The following is a 19,467-nucleotide window of genomic DNA, read 5'->3' as shown; positions in this document are numbered from 1 at the left end:
GTGCGGCAAATATGAAATCGCATCAGCGCGCCTTATCGATGATCGCGCTTTTGACTGATTTGCCGCGCCAGATTGGCGAACGCAGACTTCGATCCGCAAATCCATTCACAACGCCTCCAAATAAGGACCGAACGCATGAGACTTACCCTGGGCGCATCGCTCGCGTTGCTCGCCGTCGCGAGCGCGGCACACGCGCAAAGCGCGGTCACGATGTATGGCATCGTCGACGACGGCTTCAACTGGACGTCCAACTCCGGTGGCCATAACCTCTACAACATGTCGAGCGGCGTCATGCAAGCCAGCCGCTGGGGCTTGCGCGGCAAGGAAGATCTCGGCGGAGGAATCGCCGCATTGTTCGTCATCGAGAACGGCTTCGATCTGAACAACGGCTCGCTTGGGCAGAAGAATCGGGGCAGCACGCAAGGCCTGATGTTCGGACGCCAGGCATATGTGGGCATGTCGAGCGGATATGGCTCGGTGCTCTTCGGGCGTCAATACGATTCGGTGGTGGACTATGTCGGACCGTTCGAAGCGGGCACGCAATGGGGCGGCTATCTCGCCGCGCATCCGGGCGATCTCGACAACATCAATAACGCCTATCGTGTGAACAACGCTGTCAAGTATGCGAGCCGGAACTATGGCGGCTTCACTTTCGGCGGCGTGTATAGCTTCGGCGGCGTCGCGGGAGAGGTCTCGCGCAATCAGGTCTGGTCGCTCGGCGCGGGCTATGCGAACGGGCCGCTGACGCTCGGCGTCGGCTATCTGAATGCGCGCAATCCGAACGTCGGCTTCTTCGGCGACAACGGCGCGAGCACGCCGCCGACCGCAAGCGCGAACTTCATTGCATCGCCTGTCTATAGCGGCTATGCATCGGCGCGAACTTATCAGGTGATCGCGACGGGCGCCGCGTATTCGTTCGGCGCGGCAACGGTCGGTGCGACATATTCGAACGTGCAGTTCAGGAATCTCGGCGACACCGCCAACTCAGGGCCGAATCCGCGCGGCTATGCCGGCAACGCGCATTTCGATAACGTCGAGGTCAACTTCAAGTATCAGGCGACGCCCGCACTCTTGCTGGGCGCGGCTTTCGACTATACGAAGGGCGGCGAGGCCGATTCCGCGAGCGGCGCGAATCCGGGCGCGAAGTATTATCAGGGTTCGATCGGTGCTGACTATTTCCTTTCGAAAAGAACCGATGTCTATCTGATCGGTGTATATCAGAAGGCATCAGGCACGGATTCCACAGGAGCGGCCGCGGTCGCCGCGATCAATAACCTCACGCCATCGACGAGCGATCGTCAGAGCACCGTGCGCGTAGGCATCCGGCACAAGTTTTAAAGTAATTTCTGAAGTATGCGCGAACGCGCGTTCGCCTATGCACGCGGGCGCGCGTTTTTCAATCGTGCATTCCTAGCATTGCGTTACGAGCGCCACACGAAAAAAATAGATAGCTTGACGACAAAAAATCGAAAACTTATAAGCAGTCGCATGATCGGCGACAGAAGTAGCAGGAGCAGGGCATGTATGCCAACTATGAAAGCTTCGAGGATGCCGACCGCCACGCCCACGCGCTGACGGGCTGGGACCAGCGCTACGACCAGGTAGGCGAAGGCGCGTTTCGCAGCACGGTGAAGCAGGTATCGGTGGCGGGCGTGCAGGTCTTTCAGGAATCCGCGAACGTTCGTATCGTTCAGCGCGGCCAATTGCCCGCGGGATTCGTCACGTTCGGACTCGTGCTCGGCGGTGGTGCGCCGTTCTCGTTTCAGGGCGTGCGCGTCGACGAGAACGCGCTCGTGGTCGCGCCCGGCGACAAGGAGTTCCTGCTGCATTCGCCCCCCAACATGTCGATGCTCGGCGTTGCCGTCGACGCGCAATTGCTCGCTTCAACAGCGGACGTGGCGGGCGTCGATGTCCAGGACGAAGTGCTCAGCCGGCACGTGCTCAGCATTCCCGGTGCGGCCGGCGCGCGTGCGGGCAAGCGTATCATCGCGGCGGTCGAGGCCGTGCTGGCGGACCCCGATCCCTTCTTGTCGGACGGTGGCGCGCATCGCTTCACGACAACCGTGACGGAAAGTATTCTGGATCTGCTGACATTTCATGTGCCGACGCGCGAGGACCGGCTCACTTATGCATGCCGCGCCGACGTTGTCCGGCGCGCGCATGATCTCGTGCTTGCGCGTCCTGAGCAGCCGATTTCAGTGCTGGACCTCTGCGAGAAGCTGCGCGTGAGCCGCCGGACCATTCAAAACAGCTTTCAATCGGTCACGCAGATGAACCCGGTAAGTTATCTTCGCGCGGTGCGGCTCGCGCAAGTGAGACGACTCCTGACGACGTCATCGCCAAGCGAAATTCCCGTTCGCGAAGCCGCCATGCGCTGGGGATTTTCAAATCTCGGCCACTTCGCGAGCGATTACAAAAGCCTGTTCGGCGAGCTTCCCTCGCAAACGCTGCGCGCCCGATAACCGGCGCGGCACATTCCCTGGATGCCGATAGCAGGCCGCATTGCAGCGGCCTGTTATCGGCATTTCCTTTTCCTGATCTCGCATCGAAAGTGGCCTGAACACGCGATGGCCGCGCGTCTCTGTCGGCTCCCTTTCGAATGCTCCGTTTCGGCACGCACGCGCTGCCGGTTCCGAAGTGCTCTTTTTTATTGTCATCTTTAGAGTCGTCCCGACGATAAACAAGGAGAGCACAGATGGAGATGAGACGGCTGGTCACCGCGATGGGGGCCTTATTGTATGGACTGCTTGCGTGTCAGCCACACGCGGGCGCGGCCGAAAAGCCGGAAGAGCTGACGGTGGCGAAGGTTCCGCCGTATAGCCCGCATCGCGTGTTCGTGACGGACGTCTCGTTCGCGAGCATGACCGACGCGCGTGTTCACGTATTCGACGGCGACACGAAACGCTTCCTCGGCGAGATCGACGCCGGTTTCGCACCGGGCTTCACGATCTCGCCCGATCACAAGACGAGCTACGTCGCGACGACGTATTTCGCGCGCGGCAGCCACGGCGCGCGCACGGACGTGGTCGAGATCGTCGATAACACGACGCTCGAAGTGACCGGCGAAATCGAGATTCCGGCCAAGCACGGCCAGACCGTGCCGACGCCTTACCTCACGATTCTTTCGCAGGACGGCAGCCGCCTGTATGTGTCGAACATCACGCCGTCGACATCGGTCACGGTGATCGATACGGCCGCGAAGAAGGTGCTCGGCGAGATCGATACCGATGGCTGCGTGCTCGCCTATCCGAGCGGCAATGACCGCTTCTCGGCGCTGTGCGAAAGCGGCAAGGCGCTGACCGTGAAGCTCGGCGCGGACGGCAAGGAGGCGAGCCGGAAGCTCTCCGACGCGTTCATCGACGTCGACAAGGATCCCGCGTTCATCAACGCAGTGCGTGACGGCAGCAAGTACCTTTTCACGACTTTCCACGGCAACGTGCGCACGGCCGACTTTTCGGGCGACGCACCGGTATTCGGCACGTCATGGTCCTTGTTGAGCGATCAGGAGCGCAAGGCGGGCTGGCGTCCGGGCGGTCTGCAGCAGACCGCGCTGAATACCGCGGCCCATCGCCTGTACGTGGCCATGCACAAAGGCGCGGACGGTTCGCATAAAGACCCGGGCACGGAAATCTGGGTCTATGACACGGAAAGCAAGAAGCGCGTGGCGCGCTGGGATCTCGCGAAGCAGAAGATCGATCCGCTGCTCTCGATCCAGGTCAGCACCGACGACAAGCCGCTCTTCTACGGCCTCACGCCGACTTCCGATCTCGTCGTGATGGATGCGACAACCGGCAAGCGCCAGCACGTCGAAAAGCAACTCGGCACGACGTCGACGCTGCTGCTCAACCCCTGAGGTGACGCGATGATCGATCCCGTCATTCTCATGGTGTGCATCGCGTCCGCGACGATCATCGCGCTCGCGAGCACGGCGCCGAAGTGGCGCGAGCCGTCGCGCTTTCGCGCCTCGCTCGAAGCATTCGCGTTGCTGCCGTCGTTTGCGGTGACGCCCTTGTCGTTCGTGTTTCCGGCACTCGAAACCGCGGGCGCAATCGGTTTGTTGTTCGCCGACACGCGCGTGGTCAGCGCCATCGTGCTGGTCGCGCTCTTCGCGCTCTTCGGCGCGGCGCTCGCGATCAACGTGTTGCGCGGTCATACCGACATCGATTGCGGCTGCTCGGGCTTCATCGCCGCGCGCGCATCGGAGCGCACGCCGAAATCGATCGGCTGGTGGCATGTGGCCCGCGCGCTGATGCTGGCCGCGCTCGCGGCCGCCGCGCTCGTTCCCGCAACCGGCCGCGCGCTCATGTGGTTCGACTACCTGAGCGCGGGCGCCTGCACGCTTTTCGCCGTCGCCGCGTGGTTCACGCTCGATGTGCTGCTGGTCAATCTTCCCAAGCTCGATTCACTGAGGAATTCATGATGCAAACCGCCCTGATGATTTCGGCCGCACTGTCGTGGGCCGCCTTGCTCGCGCTCGGCGCGATCTGTCTCGCACTCGTTCGCCAAGTTGGCATTCTCTATGAACGCATGATGCCCGCGGGCGCGCTCATGATCGACAAGGGGCCGGCAGTCGGCGCCGTCGCACCGGTGTTCGAGCTCGGCGATATCGCCGGCCGCGCGGTGAAGGTCGGCGGCTTGTCCAACTCGAAGCGCAACACGCTCGTCTTCTTCCTTTCGCCGACGTGCCCGGTCTGCAAGAAGCTGCTGCCCTTGCTGCCGTCGATCCAGGCGCGCGAAGGCGCAGTCGACATCGTGCTCGCGAGCGACGGCGAATTCGAAGAACACGCCGCGTTCTATCGCAAGTCCGGTCTTTCGCAATATCCGTATGTGCTGTCGCAGGAACTGGGACTGTCCTATCAGATCGGCAAGCTGCCTTATGCCGTCTTGCTCGACGACGAAGGCAAGGTCCGCGCGAAGGGTCTCGTGAATACGCGTGAACATCTGGAAAGCCTGTTCGAAGCAAAAGAACGCGGTGTCGCGTCGCTGCAGGAGTTCGTGCACGGCAAGCACGACGACCACGCGCACCACGACCATGAAGGGCAAGTCGGGCAACACGCCTGAAGACGCCAATAAATCATTCAATCCTACAGGTGAGCGTCCATGAAATGGCTGGATTCATTCTTCGAACATAAGGCGCGCGGCGTTGCGCAGCGCAGCTCGCGGCGCAGTGCGATGGCGAAGCTCGGGAAGGTATTGGTCGGGTCGGCGATGGTGCCGCTGTTGCCGGTGGATCGCACCGCGTATGCGACCGAACCGAAGAAGCCGGGTGCATCGGCGAGCGACGACCCGACGAGCTGCGACTACTGGAAGTATTGCGCGATCGACGGCTGGCTCTGTAGCTGCTGCGGCGGCACTTCGAGCAGCTGCCCGCCGGGCACGACGCCTTCGCCGATTACGTGGATCGGCACATGCCGCAATCCGCACGACGGCTCGGATTACATCGTGTCGTACAACGACTGCTGCGGCAAGACGAGTTGCGGCCGCTGCTTCTGCAATCGCAACGAACGCGAGAAGCCGCTTTACAAGCTATCGCTCAATAACGATATCAACTGGTGCATGGCGAACGGCAATTCGAATTACCACTGCTCGGTATCGGTTCTGTTGGGAGCGGCAACGCAATGAAGACTGCAAGTGTTTTGATGGCGGCGCTGGCCGCCGGCGCGATGACCTTCGCTTCTGGCGCATTCGCACAGACGGTGCATTACCCGGGCGGCAAGTCGACGTTCGACGGCAAGTGCGCCGTGTGCCATCAGGCCGGCGGCAAAGGCATGGACGGACTCGCGCCGCCGCTCGTCGAGTATCCGGGCAAATATGCGGGCACGCCCGATGGCCGTGCGCAACTGGGACACACCGTGATGTACGGCATGTTCGGTCCGATCAAGGTCAAGGAGAAGAATTACAACTTCAAGATGCCGAGCTTCGCATCACTCTCCGATGAAGAGATCGCCGACGTGCTGAACTACGTCGTGTTCGATCTGAACGCGCAGCACGGCTCGGCAAAGCCTTTCGACGTCGCCGAGGTCAAGGCATGGCGCACGGGACCGCTCGACCAGACCGCCGTGCATCAGCATCGCGAAGCGGTCGTGAAGGGCCTCGGGCTATGAAGCCGCGCGCGGTCCTCGCCGCCGCGACGCTGGCCGCGCTCTTTATCGCGGCCTCGTCGCAGGTGCGGGCTCAGACGTACGACGCGGCGCGCGCGCGTCAGGACTGGGTGCTCAATTGCATGGGATGCCACACCGCCGATGGCTCGGGCATTTCCGGCAAGGTCCCCGCTTTGCGCGACTCGCTCGGCCATTTCGTCTCGCTGCCCGAGGGACGTCAGTTCGTGATGCGCGTGCCGGGTGCGGCCAATTCCGCATTGAGCGATGCAGAACTCGCCAACGTCCTGAACTGGCTGCTCGCGACAATGAACGTGCAGTCGCGGCCCGCATCGTTCAAGCCCTATACGGCGGAAGAAATCGCGGCGCATCGCCGGCCCGCGCTCACCGATGTGGCGCGCACCCGCATGAAGCTCGTGAAGGAATTGCAGGAGAACGGCGTCAACGCCGTCCCGGAACACTACTAGGAGACACCTTGATGAATAACAGCCAGCATCTCGCGATGCTCGATTCGACGCGCGCATTCCTCGTGTCGGCGAAGAGAATGTCGATCGATGGCGCGTGGGTGGAAAGCGCAAGCGGCGCGACGCTCGACGTGATCAATCCCGCCGATGGTGAACTGCTCGCACGCGTGCCGAGCGCCGACGAAGCCGATGTGGATCGCGCCGTGCAAGCCGCGCGCCGTGCATTCGACGACTCCGCGTGGTCGCGCATGAAGCCGACCGATCGAGAGCGCCTCTTGCTGCGCGTCGCCGATCTCATCGAAGCGAACGCCCGCGAACTCGCGGAAATCGAATCGCTCGACAACGGCAAGCCGGTGACGGTGGCGCTTGGCCTCGACGTGTCGATGGCCGCGCAATGCTTCCGCTATATGGCCGGCTGGGCGACGAAGATCGAAGGCAACACGATCGAGGCATCGATTCCGTATAGCCCTTCGAATGACTTCTTCGGTTATACGCGCAAGGAAGCGGTGGGCGTCGTCGGCGCGATCATTCCGTGGAATTTTCCGTTGCTGATGGCGTCGTGGAAACTCGCGCCGGCGCTCGCGACGGGCTGCACGGTCGTGCTGAAGCCCGCCGAGGACACGCCGCTTTCCGCGCTGCGCCTCGCGATGCTGATCGAAGAGGCGGGCATCGAGAAGGGCGTCGTGAATGTCGTCACGGGCCTCGGCCGCACCGCGGGCGCGGCGCTCGCGCGTCATCCGGGGATCGACAAGATCGCGTTCACCGGCTCGACGCCGACGGGCAAGGCCATCGGTCACGCGGCGCTCGACAACATGACGCGCATGTCGCTCGAGCTCGGCGGCAAGTCGCCGGTGATCGTGCTTCCCGATGTCGATATCGACAAGGCCGCGCAAGGCGTCGCCAATGCGATCTTCTTCAACTCGGGGCAAGTGTGCACCGCGGGTTCGCGCGTCTATGTGCACGAGAAAGTATTCGATCGCGTGATGGAGCGCGTCGCGGCTATCGCGCAATCCCTGCCGATGGGGCCGGGCCTCGATGCATCGACGCAGATCGGTCCGCTCGTTTCCGCACGGCAGATGGATCGCGTGCTGGGCTATATCGAAGCGGGACGCGATGAGGGCGCGCGTGCGATCGCGGGCGGCGCGCGCAAGGAAGGCGCGGGCTTCTTCGTGAAGCCGACGGTGCTCGTCGACACCGATCATTCGATGAAAGTCGTGCGCGAGGAAATCTTCGGTCCCGTGCTCGTCGCGATGCCGTTCAACGATATCGACAGCGTCGTCGCGAAGGCGAACGACACGCCGTATGGACTCGGCGCGAGCATCTGGTCCAATGACCTTTCGGCGATTCACAAGCTCGTGCCGCGCATCAAGGCGGGCACGGTGTGGGTCAACTGCCACTCGCTGCTCGATAACGCGATGCCGTTCGGCGGCTTCAAGCAATCGGGATTCGGGCGTGAGCTCGGACGCGCGGTGATCGACATGTACACCGAAACCAAATCGGTGCTGATCAATTACGCGTGAGGACGCTTGCATGACAACTAAAACGATCGCGCGGCAGCTCGTCTCGACGGCGGCGCTCGCCGTGTGCGCGAGCGCATCGGCGCAAAGCAATGTGACGCTCTACGGCACCGTCGATGCCGGGCTGACCTATACGACGAATCAACAGGTCACCAACGCGGACGGGAGCGTCAGCTCGGGGCATAACTTCGCGTTCTCCGGCGGCAATCTGGTGCCGTCGCGCTTCGGCTTGCTTGGCGTGGAAGATCTGGGCGGCGGCCTGCAGGCGAAGTTCAACGTGGAGAACAGCTTCTATACGGGAACGGGAAGTCTCGTTCAGGGTGGGGCGCTTTTCAATCGTCAGGCATGGGTCGGTCTCGCGCACGAGCAGTTCGGCACCCTTTCGTTCGGGCGTCAGTACGATTCGTATTCCGACTTCCTCGGGCCTTATGTGTCGAGCAATTCATGGGCGACACTCTACGGCTCGCACATCGGCGACGTCGATAACCTGAATGAAGCGTTCAACTTCAACAATGCGATCAAGTACACGAGCCCGGACTGGAACGGTTTCTCGGTAGGCGGCACCTATAGCCTGGGCGGTGTGGCGGGTGATTTCTCGCAACGGCGCGGATACTCGCTTGCGGCGGCATACACGCGCTTGCCGGTTTCCATCAGCGCGGGCTATCTGAATCTGCGCAACCCGCTCGATGCCGCGTTGGGCGGAACGAACGGCTATATCGGCGACTTCGCCTGTTCCAATCCGTCGGCGCTCTATTGCCAGTTGCAAAATGCGGAAGCGTTGAAGGCATATGGCGCGGGCGCATCGTATGCGATCGGGCCGGCCACGATAGCGCTGACTTATACGCATAGCCGTCTGGAGCATAGTCAGTACTTTGCCGATAGCGCCAATCCGCAAGGCCGCAATATCGCGTTCGATATCGGCGAAGTGAATCTGACGTATGCCGCCACGCCGTTCCTGCAACTGGGGCTCGCTTACATCTATAACAACGCGAAGCCGGACGGCTCTTCATCGACGCGCTTTCATCAGGTGAACGTCGGCGCGAACTACGCGCTGTCCAAGCGCACCGCGCTGTATGGTGTGGCGATCATGCAGAAGGCGGTGGGCGCGGGACTCGGCATCGATCCCGCGACCGGCGGTCCGGCGAATTACGCGCAGATTCCCAATCTGCCGAACTCGAACAGCGATCGCCAGTTGTCTGTGACGCTCGGCATACGGCATAACTTCTAAGTATTTCCGAGGCGTGCTTTGACCCGGCCGGGATGATTCCCCGCCGGGCTTTTTCGCTTGTTTCATCGAATCCTTTAATCAATCTTATGGATGCGCATCGCCATATATGATTGATTTGACCGATAACATCGCGTCGTTTAATTTCGTTGCGGACTCAACCGAAACGGAGACGCAAGTCGTGTCATTCCCCTTCATCGGCATCGAAAAGATCGAAACGATGCTCGTCGATGTGCCGACGATTCGCCCGCACCGCCTGTCGGTCGCCACCATGAATTGCCAGACGCTCGTGATCGTGCGCGTCACCTGCACCGACGGCATCGTCGGATCCGGCGAAGGCACGACCATCGGCGGGCTTGCTTATGGCGAGGAAAGTCCCGAAAGCATCAAGGTCAACCTCGATACGTATTTCGCGCCCTTGCTGAAGGGAATGGATGCGAGCCGGCCGGGCGCCGCGATGGCCAGGGTGCGCGATCTCTTCCAGGGCAACCGCTTTGCCAAATGCGCGCTCGAAACCGCGCTCTTCGATGCGCAGGCGCAGCGCCTGAACGTGCCCTTGTCCGAGCTGTTCGGCGGACGCGTGACGGACCGCGTCGAAGTGGCGTGGCCGCTCGCGAGCGGCGATACGGGCCGCGATATCGACGAGGCGGAGCAGATGCTCGAGCGGCGCAGGCATCGCGTATTCAAGCTGAAGATCGGCACGCGCGCCGTCGCCGACGACGTGAAGCATGTCGTCGCCATCAAGCATGCGCTCGGCGATCGGGGTGAAGTGCGCGTCGACGTCAATCAGGCCTGGAGCGTGAGCGATACCGTATGGGCCGCGACGCGTTTCGCCGATGCGGGCGTGAGCCTGATCGAGCAGCCAATCGCCGCGAACGATCATGCGGGGCTCGCGCGGCTCACGAAGCTCGCGCATGTGCCGATCATGGCCGACGAAGCGCTGCACGGTCCGGCGGATGCCTTCGCGCTCGCGAGCACGCGCGCAGCCGATTGCTTCGCCGTGAAGATCGCGCAATCGGGCGGCTTGACGGGCGCGGCGAGCGTCGCGTCGATCGCGCAGGCCGCGAACATCGATCTCTATGGCGGCACCATGCTCGAAGGGGCGATCGGCACGATCGCGTCGGCGCAACTCTTCAGCACCTTCGGCGCATTGCGTTGGGGCACGGAGCTTTTCGGGCCGCTGTTGCTCACCGAGGACATTCTCGTCGAGCCTCTGCGCTACGAGAATTTCGCACTTCATTTGCCGCAAGGGCCGGGACTCGGCATCACGCTCGACTGGGAGCGTATCGAACGCATGCGCCGCGATTCGACGCGCGGCGCATTCGTTGCAACGGCTTGATCATCGCAGCACCCCACTCATACCGATTCAAGGAGACATCGACAATGAACAGAGAAACCATCGACGCCCTGCTGCAAAAGATCAACGAGAGCGCCACGAGCGAAGGTAATGCGCGCACGAAGACCATCGTGAACCGTATCGTGCGCGATCTTTTCCATACGATCGAAGACCTCGACGTGACACCGGGCGAGTTCTGGGCCGCGCTCAACTATCTCGGCGAAACCGGCCAGAGCGGCGAATTCGGCCTGATCGCGGCGGGTCTCGGCTTCGAGCATTTCCTCGATGCGCGTCTCGACGAAAAGGAAGCGAAGGCCGGGCTCGAAGGCGGCACGCCGCGTACGATCGAAGGTCCGCTCTATGTGGCTGGCGCGCCGGAATCCGTCGGACATGCGCGCCTCGACGACGGCACGAGCCTCGGCGAGACGCTCGTGATGCGCGGCCGCGTGCTGACGAAGGACGGCAAGCCGCTTGCGAATGCATTGGTCGAGGTATGGCACGCCAATCATCTCGGCAACTACTCGCACTTCGACAAGTCGCAGTCCGAGTTCAACCTGCGCCGCTCGATCCGCACCGATAGCGAAGGCAACTATGCATTCACGAGTGTCGTGCCGGTCGGCTATAGCGTGCCGCCTGGCGGCAAGACGCAGCAATTGCTCGATCAGCTCGGACGGCATGGCCATCGTCCCGCGCATATTCACTTCTTCGTGTCCGCGCCGGGTTATCGCAAGCTGACGACGCAGATCAATATCGACGGCGATCCATATCTGTGGGACGACTTCGCTTTCGCGACGCGCGACGGTCTCGTGCCGGAAGTGAAAAAAGCCGAAGGCGCGCAAGGCAAGTCGTATGGCGTGGAAGGACGCTTCGCGCTGATCGATTTCGACTTCACGCTGTGCGGCGAACGCGATGACGTGCCGGGCACGGAAGTGGACCGCGTGCGCGCCGCGGCCTGAACCGGGTCACGTGTCATGGCTCCGCCGGCGACGGCGGAGCGGCGATAACTTCTGGATAACTTCTGGAGCGAACATGCTGTTTCACGTCGAGATGACGGTCAAGCTTCCGCACGATATGGCGCCCGCGCGCGCGGACGAGCTCAAGGCGCAAGAGAAGGATATGGCGCAGCAGCTACAGCGCGAAGGCGTATGGCGGCATTTGTGGCGCATCGCGGGACGCTATGCGAACGTCAGCATCTTCGATGTCGAAAGCCCCGCGCATCTGCACGACGTGTTGAGCCGTCTGCCGTTGTTTCCGTATATGTCGATGGAAGTCACGGCTTTGTGCAGGCACGCTTCTTCGGTGAGGGAAGGGGACGCATGAGCTAATGATCGCTGATACGATCGCTGCATGAACGATAAGCTCGATATACATGCGGATCTGTTCGGCGTCGATGGCTGCAAGGCAGGCTGGTTCGTCGTGAAGCAATGCGGGACCACCGGAGCGATCGCGGCGAATGTTATCGACAACTTCGCAGACTTGCTCGACTGGAAAGGCGCGAATGCAATCGTCGCCGTCGATATTCCGATCGGTCTTGCGTCGAATGGCATTCGCACGTGCGACACGCGGGCCCGCAAGCTGCTCGGGCGTCCTCGCGCAAGCTCCGTTTTTTCTCCGCCGGTACGTGCGGCATTAGGCGCATCGAGCTATGAAGATGCGTGTGCGGTCAATTACGCGGCATCCGGAAAGCGCATTTCCATTCAGGCATTTCACATTCGCAACAAGATCGCGGAAGTCGATGACGTGATGCGCACGCATCACGATGCGGCGATGCGCGTCTTCGAGGTGCATCCCGAGCTGAGCTTCATGCACATGCAGATGGAGCAGGGCGGACCGGCGCACGGCCTGCGCGAGAGCAAGGCGCATGCGCCGGGGTTCGCGTTGCGTCACGCGTTGCTCGCGAAGTGTTTCGGCAGTGTCATCGACACGGCGCTGGCCGCGCGCAGGCCCGCTCAGGCTTCGCGGGACGACGTGCTCGACGCGTTCGCGGTGCTATGGACCGCACGCCGCATCGCTTCGGGAAAGGCGTTCTATCTGCCCGAAGTGATCGAGACCGATGCGGCCGGCGTTTCAATGACGATCCATTGCTGAGCGCGCACCGCTAGCCGCCGTGCCTGCGATAGTGCGCCACGTGCAGCGCTTTTACACGTTCGGCGAACTCCTCGACGGGACCGTCGACGACCGTGTCTTCGATGACTTCCTGAATGGCCAACGGACGCACGCGCCCCGGCTTCGCACCGAGTTCGGCACGCCAGCGCGTGAACTGCTCGCTCGACGCCGCATAGACGATGCGCCCCAATCCCACCCACGCATGCGCCGCGGAACACATCGGGCAGTGCTCGCCGGACGTGTACACGACCGCCTCCTTGCGCTCGGCTTCCGGCACATGCTCGGCCGCCCATTTCGCGATTGCGAATTCGGGATGCAGCGTCTGATCGCCGCCGCTCACGCGATTACGGTCTTCGAAAAGCACGCGCCCGTCCTTTGCGATGAGCATCGAGCCGAAGGGCTCGTCACCGTCGTCGAGCGCTTGCTGCGCCAGTTCGATGCAGCGGATGAGGTGCTTCTTGTCGGTATCGTCGATCATGCCGTGCGCTCCTTGTTTGACTGCCGGACTACGATGTTAGCGGACCAGCGAATTAGCGGCGTCGCGAACGCCAGGACGTTTTTGGCGCGGTGCTGGCGGCGCGGTTATTTCACTTTCGGAGACGGTGCAAAAGGCCGGAATCGAACGACGGTGGCGGGCAGGGCGGTATAAAATCGAGACGTACCTGTACCTGCGCTCGAACGCGCTCGCCGCCATGGAAACTCCTTCGGGCAAAGAAGCCTCCCGCAAGCGGATGACGCCCCGCACGCTCAACGTGCTGACGGCGCTCATCGGCCTTGCCACGCTCGCGCTGGGCGTGGCCTGGCTCATCTACACGTGGATCGTCCATCTGGAAGTGCCGTACTTCGCGATTCCGCTCGTGCTGACGGTGCCGGTGATCGTCGCGGTGGCGTTCCGCAATTGCTGGGACTGACGCGCGCTGATTCGTAATCGAAAGCTGTGCGCAAATGAAAAACGCACCGTGGCGACTTCGATCGCGACGGTGCGTCTGAATGTCGTTGGTAGGCTCGATTGGACTCGAACCAACGACCCCCACCATGTCAAGGTGGTGCTCTAACCAGCTGAGCTACGAGCCTACGGAAGCCGCGAATTATAGGGGAAAAATTCGCGTTGTGGGGATTTTTGGGCGAAAATTTTTGATCGGGGATTTCGGGTGCGTTGTTGGGTTGAGATAGCAGCGTCGTGAGCTGGAAATTCATTGAATTATTCGCACACAGCCCATGCTGCCGCTGGCACCGGGCATTGCTAAGCGACGTACCCACGACTCCATACCTCGCACTTCTTTACCTGACGCTGCATGACCATAGCCGTGCATGGAAAAGCTTCGATTGGGATGTGATGAACCGGCCTCGTGAACGATGCATGATCGGCGATCCCGTCGATAAGGCAAAGTCCGTTGTGTTCACCGACGAGGGTCTCCGCGAATCCGAGCGCCTCTTCAAGCAAAACTTCGTCCCCTCAAGCAAGGAAGACTTGTAATCAAACGAATTTCTAACGCACGACACGAGTGTTCCTTCCCAGAAATAACTTCACGTAAATCCAGCGCGTTCTCTGATTAACTCATGGTGTGTGGGAGAACGATCACGTAAGGGAATCGAGGTTGCCGGTCTGCATGATGAAGCGCGTCCGGGGCACTCGCGCGCCCATGACGATGAGACAGTCGCCGGCTGTCCGAGGAAGTCCAAAGTTGAGCTTTCGAGGGTATTCCCGCATACCGAATTGATCGAGCTCGAAGCCGCGCATTTGACCTTTTGATCGATTTCTCGCGAGCACGAGGGCGTCGCCGTCGCGCAATGGTGCGGTGACGCCTGCTCCCGTAGCGCATCCGACGTGTTCGCATGGTCCCTGACGCCGATCCTTCTGCATCCGGTCACGCCTTGGCACATTGGTTGCCTTAGTAGGATCGTGTCGCCCGGACTGCATGAAAGCGTCGATATCACGGGCGTCAGACGGCGAGGTGCTCGCGAGCGCGGATGGAACGTAGTAGGAGTGGATCATGAATACCGGTGCGATGTCTTTGCGTCTGTTGGTCGAGAAGTGGTTTGCTCCCACGTCGATGATGCCGGCTCGGGTCGTACGCTTCAGCCGCACGTCGTCGGATCGGGGGCGCTATGTCTGCATGGAGTCCGACCGGCCAACCGGATTGCTCGTGGTTTTCTTCTTCAGGCACGACGACGGCTCGTGGCGAGTGTTCCCGCCCGCCGCCCGGCGCCCCTCGATGAGAGCCTGTTGATACGCTCAGCCTGGAGCGCATGGAATCGCGCGAAGCTGATTCAGCAGATCGTCGTCTCACCCACCTTGCAGCTCGACGCGCAATTTGGACATGACATCCACGTGTCCAGCGGACCGGGTCAATCTCCGGTTACTAAAGGTGCTTTGGAGCGTCTCCCGGACATCGCGTGCCGCCGGCAGTGACCGGCGGTACGCCTCAGGATCGAAGAGGTGGAACCCTCTTAGATCCTCAGTCCCCGACTCTTCAACCGGTAGACCAACTGCGGCCGCGTGATCCCGAGCGTGCGCGCCGCTGCCGATAGATTGCCGTCGGCGCGCTGCACTGCGCTCTTGAGCAGTGCAGTCTCGATGTCGTCGAGCGATGTGGGCTCCGCGTCGCCGCCAATGCCCAGCAGCAGGCTGTTCACCTTGCGCGTCACGCGCTCGAGTTCGTCGCCCGCTTCGCCAGTTCGTGCAAGGAGTGAGCGTGACGCTGTGAGCGAGCCATCGTTGCCGATGCCGAAGCTCTCGGTCTCGATGGTCTCGCCGCTCGTAAAGAGATGGCCGATGTCGATCGCGCCGCCGTCGTTGGCGAGAATCACGCCGCGCTCCACGATGTTCTCCATCTCGCGGATATTGCCGGGCCAGCCGTAGTTGAGCAATGCGTCGAGCGCGCGCGGTGTAAAGCCGGTGACGTCGCGCTCGTGCCGCTCGCGATACTTGCGCAGCATGTGATTGAGCAGCACCGGCAGATCCTCACGGCGCTCGCGCAGCGACGGCACGCGAATCGGGAATACGTTCAGGCGGAAGTACAGGTCTTCGCGAAAGCGGCCCGCGCGGATTTCGTCGCGCAGATCGAGATTGGTCGCGGCGACCACGCGCACGTCGATGCGCTTGGTCTCCGTGCCGCCGACGCGCTCGATTTCGCCTTCCTGCAGCGCGCGCAACAGCTTGCCTTGCGCCGTCATGCTGAGAATGCCGATTTCATCGAGAAAGAGCGTGCCGCCGTGCGCGCGCTCGAAGCGCCCGGGGCGGGTTTGCGTCGCGTCGGTAAAGCCACCCTTTTCGACGCCGAACAGCTCCGATTCGACGAGCGCTTCGGGAATCGCCGCGCAGTTCAGTGCAACGAAGGGGCCATCACTGCGCGCGCTGATCCTGTGCAGCGTGCGCGCGCACACTTCCTTGCCGACGCCGCTTTCGCCCAGGAACAGGACGGTCGCGCGCGTGCCCGCGACGCGCTTGATCATGTGACACACGGCGTTGAAGCCGGGCGATGCACCGACCATGTTCTCGTCGCCGAATGCGCCTTCACCTCGCGCGCCCGACGCGGACAGCCCCTTGGTGAAGGCCTGCGCCTGCATGAAACGCAGATCGTCAGCGGCTTCCTCGCCCCATTCCTCGACCGGCTTGCCGATGATGCGGCAATGCTGCTGCCCGAGCGCGCGGCATTCCACTTCGCGATACAGGATCGGGCGGCCCATGAACACGCTCGTATAGCCCGCCGCATAGCCGAGCTGCATCCAGCACACCGGCTCCGCGCCGATGCCGTAGATCCGGATGTGCTCCTCGTCCTCCGCGCAATTCTTCCAGATAAATTCGCCGTAGTACCGGCCGCGCTCGACGTCGATTTCCAGACGCACCGGCTCGACCATCGTCATGCCTTCGAGCATGTGCAACTGCGGACCGACCGCGAACATTGCCGTGATGCTGTTCTCCGGGCGCACGCGGCGCGCTAGCTCGGCATCGCGCGCCCCGGAGTTGTAGCCCATGCGTGTGAGCAGGCCGCGTGCGGCATCGATGCCGAGACTTTCGATCAGCTCGCGGCGCATCGAGCCCATCGCACCGGTATGAACGAGCACCATGCGCTGCTCGTCGAGCCAGATGCGGCCATCGCCGGGCGAGAAGTGGAGCCGCGACATGAGATCCGCGATGTCGGGATAGCGAAGGCTGTCGACCGGGGCGCCCTTGGGCGCGACCATCGACATGCCGTCCTGGGCGTTCGCCAGCGCTTTCTCGCGGCGTGACATAGCATGTTTCTCCTGCTGTGGGGTCGTTCTCATCGCACGATAGGCGATGTCCGTGTGGTGCGCAATGCGTCGGCGCATGGTTAGTCGATTGCGGAAGCGACGCTATCAGTGCGTTCCCTGATACGGATTTGATCAACGAAGAGCGCGCTGAACCACGCGCTTTTCGAGCATTTCATCAAGTCGGCAGGGCGCGTTTGCCGGGCGTCGCCGTATGACCCAGCCCAGAGCTTCGATGCCGCATTGACTTGTCTCACATGATCTTCGGCACAATCGGGCACTGCGATTGTCTGGCCGATGAACATCGATTGGCATGGGTGTTGCCTTATGGGGGCCACACGCCGGATCTCGATCAAATCGTTAATCGACACAGGCGGCGATCGACACAAGACACCAGGAGACAGCGATCGAACGTTCTCGCGCGCGTTCGACATCACCCGGCGCTGCGCGCGCTTCGGGGAGCATCGGAACGACGGCTTCGTCGAATTCGATTTCTCGATCGGCGAGTGTGAAGCGAATAGATCACGACGACGTTGATGGACGCGACACGGACTCCATCAAAAAGCTCTTGCCCGAACTCGAAGCGATTTACGGCGACCTGCACCAGCATCCCGATCTGTCGATGCAGGAGGTGCGCGCCGCAGAGATAGCCGCGGACTACGTCGAGAAGCTCGGCCGCGATGTTGCGCGCCGACATGGGCGCGCTGCCGATGGCGGAAGCGATTGGATTGCCCTATTCGAGCACAGTGAGGAAAAAGGACGAGGAGGGCGTCGCGCACTCGTGCGGGCACGACATGCATGTGACCTGGCCAATGGGTGCGGCGCGCTTGATGGCTGCGCATTGGGACGCCTGGCGCGGGACTCTGGTGGCGGTGGTTCAGCCCGTCGAGGAAGCCGCGCGCGACGCCCGCAGCATGATCGAAGACGGCACGGCCAAAAGCTTCCCGAAGCCCGATGTGATCCGTGGCCAGCATGTCATGGTTGGCGCGGCGGGCACGGTAGGATATCGAAGCGGCACGGTTCTTTCGGCGGGCGACAGCCTCAAGGTCAAACTCATCGGGCGGGGCTCACATGGGTCGACGACGCTGCGTCTGCAGAGGATCCAGACGACCGATCGACTGCGTGCAGCTTTCGAAGCGCACTTCGGCGAGCGCACCTACAAAACGGCGTCAGCGTTGATGCTCCGATGTTGCGGGAGGCGTCGCGCCTTAATCCTGAATTTGATAATTTAACATAACATAAATTAGCGTTCATTTTGTTGTTGCGGCAAAGTTGTAATGTCGTACTTGGGCAAAGTACAGATGTCGCACCGCAGCTACTTCGAGGTCACGCGTGCCTACATACAGCGCCATGCCAAGCCCGGTGCGTTCTACAGCGACAGGGTCATGGTGTTTCGCAACACGACTGCGAGAAGACCGGCCACAGCACGACGCCCGCTTCAGTTTGATTGCACCGACGATTTCAATAACCGCGCGCCGAACACAAATCCTTCGACGCTCACATCCCCCAGCGCAATCCCGCTGCATGTACCGGACTATCCCAATGACGCATCATTTCGTCATCGAGCGCGCAAAGCGTGATCGAAGCACCCGCCATCTCCAGCGACGTCGTCAACGCGCCGACTTGCGAGCGCGCGACGCTCAAACCGCGTCCGTCGAGCCACGTGCGCGCCGCATGGTAAAGCAGATAGAGCTCCGACAATGGCGTGCCGCCCAGTCCGTTCACGAGCAGCAGCAAAGGTGCATCCGCCGCCGGCTTCAGATCGTCGACGATCGCCGTCAGCAGTTCATCCGCGATTGCGTTCGCGGTCTCGAACTTCGCGCGCCTGCGTCCCGGCTCGCCGTGAATGCCCACGCCGATTTCGATTTCATCGCCACCGAGCGTGAAGGTCGGCTTGCCCGCGGCGGGCACCGTGCAGCTCGAAAACGCGACGCCCATCGACGCGATGCGCGCGACCGCGCGCTCGCCGAACGCCCGGCATGCCTGCAAATCGGCGCCTGTCTCCGCGAAGCTGCCCACGAGCTTCTCGACGATCACCGTGCCCGCGACACCGCGTCGTCCGGTCGTGAAACTCGAATTCTCGACGGCGACATCGTCGTTGACCAGCACCGACGCGTTCGGCATCTCGCACAACTCGGATGCCATTTCGAAATTCATCAGGTCGCCTGAATAATTCTTCACGATGAACAGCACGCCGGCGCCCGTGTCCGCTGCCTCGGCTGCGGCCATCATCTGATCGGGCGTCGGCGATGTGAAGACCTGGCCGGGACACGCGGCATCGAGCATGCCGTGTCCGACGAAGCCGCCGTGCAACGGCTCGTGCCCGGAGCCGCCGCCCGAAATGATCGCGACCTTGCCCGGACTGAGCGTCTTGCGCACGATGTAGAGCGGATCGAAGCTGACCGTGACGAGGTCCGCATGAGCCGCGGCAAAACCCGCGAGGCTCTCGGTCAGGTAATCGTCGACGCGATTGATGAATTTCTTCATG

The 19,467-nt window shown here is 62.0% G+C and carries 21 protein-coding genes, 1 tRNA gene and 1 pseudogene; 18 read left to right on the top strand and 5 right to left on the bottom strand.

The annotated features are described in order from the left end of the window. Nucleotides 1–135 precede the first annotated feature (135 nt). From U4Y90_RS07250 to U4Y90_RS07185, 14 genes are all read left to right on the top strand, one after another. Entirely contained in the window at nucleotides 136–1,338 is a 1,203-nt protein-coding gene (locus U4Y90_RS07250; RefSeq protein ID WP_321793726.1) for a porin, read from the top strand. A 182-nt stretch (nucleotides 1,339–1,520) separates the two neighbouring features. Then, entirely contained in the window at nucleotides 1,521–2,462 is a 942-nt protein-coding gene (locus tag U4Y90_RS07245; RefSeq protein WP_321793725.1) for a helix-turn-helix domain-containing protein, read from the top strand. A gap of 260 nt (nucleotides 2,463–2,722) precedes the next feature. Beyond that, nucleotides 2,723–3,853, top strand: a complete 1,131-nt coding sequence (locus tag U4Y90_RS07240) for an amine dehydrogenase large subunit (RefSeq protein WP_321794071.1) — start codon at nucleotides 2,723–2,725, stop codon at nucleotides 3,851–3,853. A 9-nt stretch (nucleotides 3,854–3,862) separates the two neighbouring features. Next, nucleotides 3,863–4,420, top strand: a complete 558-nt coding sequence (locus U4Y90_RS07235; protein ID WP_321793723.1) for a MauE/DoxX family redox-associated membrane protein — start codon at nucleotides 3,863–3,865, stop codon at nucleotides 4,418–4,420. Continuing rightward, the gene (mauD, locus tag U4Y90_RS07230) at nucleotides 4,417–5,061 is read left to right on the top strand and encodes a methylamine dehydrogenase accessory protein MauD (RefSeq protein WP_321793721.1); all 645 of its coding nucleotides are present in this window, start codon (nucleotides 4,417–4,419) and stop codon (nucleotides 5,059–5,061) included. Before U4Y90_RS07235 ends, mauD begins: the two co-directional genes overlap by 4 nt. A gap of 39 nt (nucleotides 5,062–5,100) precedes the next feature. Beyond that, nucleotides 5,101–5,622: a methylamine dehydrogenase light chain gene (locus U4Y90_RS07225; protein ID WP_035501898.1), complete on the top strand. Its 522-nt coding sequence runs from the start codon at nucleotides 5,101–5,103 to the stop codon at nucleotides 5,620–5,622. Next, complete coding sequence (locus tag U4Y90_RS07220; protein ID WP_321793717.1) at nucleotides 5,619–6,104, top strand: cytochrome c; 486 nt, start codon at nucleotides 5,619–5,621, stop codon at nucleotides 6,102–6,104. The genes U4Y90_RS07225 and U4Y90_RS07220 overlap by 4 nt, the downstream gene beginning before the upstream one ends. After that, nucleotides 6,101–6,565: a cytochrome c gene (locus U4Y90_RS07215; RefSeq protein ID WP_321793715.1), complete on the top strand. Its 465-nt coding sequence runs from the start codon at nucleotides 6,101–6,103 to the stop codon at nucleotides 6,563–6,565. Before U4Y90_RS07220 ends, U4Y90_RS07215 begins: the two co-directional genes overlap by 4 nt. Nucleotides 6,566–6,576: 11 nt before the next feature. Next, nucleotides 6,577–8,082: an aldehyde dehydrogenase family protein gene (locus U4Y90_RS07210; protein ID WP_321793713.1), complete on the top strand. Its 1,506-nt coding sequence runs from the start codon at nucleotides 6,577–6,579 to the stop codon at nucleotides 8,080–8,082. 10 nt (nucleotides 8,083–8,092) lie between these two features. Then, the gene (locus tag U4Y90_RS07205; protein WP_321793711.1) at nucleotides 8,093–9,307 is read left to right on the top strand and encodes a porin; all 1,215 of its coding nucleotides are present in this window, start codon (nucleotides 8,093–8,095) and stop codon (nucleotides 9,305–9,307) included. A 178-nt stretch (nucleotides 9,308–9,485) separates the two neighbouring features. Next, a complete protein-coding gene (locus U4Y90_RS07200; RefSeq protein ID WP_321793709.1) occupies nucleotides 9,486–10,643 on the top strand; it encodes a muconate/chloromuconate family cycloisomerase in 1,158 nt (385 codons plus the stop codon). 44 nt (nucleotides 10,644–10,687) lie between these two features. Continuing rightward, nucleotides 10,688–11,596, top strand: coding sequence for a catechol 1,2-dioxygenase (gene catA, locus U4Y90_RS07195; protein WP_321793707.1), 909 nt, complete (start codon nucleotides 10,688–10,690; stop codon nucleotides 11,594–11,596). Nucleotides 11,597–11,669: 73 nt separating this feature from the next. Next, nucleotides 11,670–11,960, top strand: a complete 291-nt coding sequence (catC, locus tag U4Y90_RS07190) for a muconolactone Delta-isomerase (protein WP_321793705.1) — start codon at nucleotides 11,670–11,672, stop codon at nucleotides 11,958–11,960. A 27-nt stretch (nucleotides 11,961–11,987) separates the two neighbouring features. Beyond that, the gene (locus U4Y90_RS07185; protein ID WP_321793704.1) at nucleotides 11,988–12,728 is read left to right on the top strand and encodes a DUF429 domain-containing protein; all 741 of its coding nucleotides are present in this window, start codon (nucleotides 11,988–11,990) and stop codon (nucleotides 12,726–12,728) included. A gap of 10 nt (nucleotides 12,729–12,738) precedes the next feature. Here U4Y90_RS07185 and U4Y90_RS07180 read toward each other — a convergent pair whose 3' ends face one another. Beyond that, the gene (locus tag U4Y90_RS07180) at nucleotides 12,739–13,224 is read right to left on the bottom strand and encodes a nucleoside deaminase (protein WP_321793702.1); all 486 of its coding nucleotides are present in this window, start codon (nucleotides 13,222–13,224) and stop codon (nucleotides 12,739–12,741) included. A 214-nt stretch (nucleotides 13,225–13,438) separates the two neighbouring features. Between U4Y90_RS07180 and U4Y90_RS07175 the strand changes: the two genes are divergently transcribed. Beyond that, nucleotides 13,439–13,657 carry a hypothetical protein gene (locus U4Y90_RS07175; RefSeq protein WP_033536141.1) on the top strand — a complete coding sequence of 73 codons (219 nt, stop codon included), beginning with the start codon at nucleotides 13,439–13,441 and terminating at the stop codon, nucleotides 13,655–13,657. 86 nt (nucleotides 13,658–13,743) lie between these two features. Here U4Y90_RS07175 and U4Y90_RS07170 read toward each other — a convergent pair. Next, nucleotides 13,744–13,820 (bottom strand) — tRNA-Val (locus tag U4Y90_RS07170). Nucleotides 13,821–13,986: 166 nt separating this feature from the next. On the opposite strand from U4Y90_RS07170, the gene U4Y90_RS07165 reads away from it, so the two are divergent. Next, the gene (locus U4Y90_RS07165; RefSeq protein ID WP_321794070.1) at nucleotides 13,987–14,223 is read left to right on the top strand and encodes a DUF6429 family protein; all 237 of its coding nucleotides are present in this window, start codon (nucleotides 13,987–13,989) and stop codon (nucleotides 14,221–14,223) included. 102 nt (nucleotides 14,224–14,325) lie between these two features. On the opposite strand, the gene U4Y90_RS07160 is transcribed toward U4Y90_RS07165, so the two are convergent. Together U4Y90_RS07160 and U4Y90_RS07150 are read right to left on the bottom strand one after the other, a co-directional pair. Next, on the bottom strand, nucleotides 14,326–14,835 hold the full coding sequence (locus U4Y90_RS07160; RefSeq protein WP_321794083.1) for a hypothetical protein: 510 nt from the start codon (nucleotides 14,833–14,835) through the stop codon (nucleotides 14,326–14,328). 362 nt (nucleotides 14,836–15,197) lie between these two features. Then, on the bottom strand, nucleotides 15,198–16,934 hold the full coding sequence (locus tag U4Y90_RS07150) for a sigma 54-interacting transcriptional regulator (RefSeq protein WP_415749313.1): 1,737 nt from the start codon (nucleotides 16,932–16,934) through the stop codon (nucleotides 15,198–15,200). Between the two features lie 342 nt (nucleotides 16,935–17,276). Here U4Y90_RS07150 and U4Y90_RS07145 point away from each other — a divergent pair, with 342 nt between their 5' ends. Continuing rightward, nucleotides 17,277–17,516, top strand: coding sequence for a phenol hydroxylase subunit (locus U4Y90_RS07145; RefSeq protein ID WP_321793694.1), 240 nt, complete (start codon nucleotides 17,277–17,279; stop codon nucleotides 17,514–17,516). Beyond that, nucleotides 17,497–18,082, top strand: a pseudogene (locus U4Y90_RS07140) (M20/M25/M40 family metallo-hydrolase); the annotation flags it as partial. The gene U4Y90_RS07145 and the pseudogene U4Y90_RS07140, both read left to right, overlap by 20 nt. A 394-nt stretch (nucleotides 18,083–18,476) precedes the next feature. Here the strand turns inward: U4Y90_RS07140 and dhaK are convergent. Beyond that, complete coding sequence (gene dhaK, locus U4Y90_RS07135; RefSeq protein ID WP_321793693.1) at nucleotides 18,477–19,466, bottom strand: dihydroxyacetone kinase subunit DhaK; 990 nt, start codon at nucleotides 19,464–19,466, stop codon at nucleotides 18,477–18,479. Nucleotide 19,467: the final 1 nt, after the last annotated feature.

This window comes from Caballeronia sp. J97 (assembly GCF_905220305.1).
In the GTDB taxonomy this organism is placed as follows: domain Bacteria; phylum Pseudomonadota; class Gammaproteobacteria; order Burkholderiales; family Burkholderiaceae; genus Caballeronia.
This window is presented reverse-complemented; position numbering and strand designations above follow the sequence as displayed.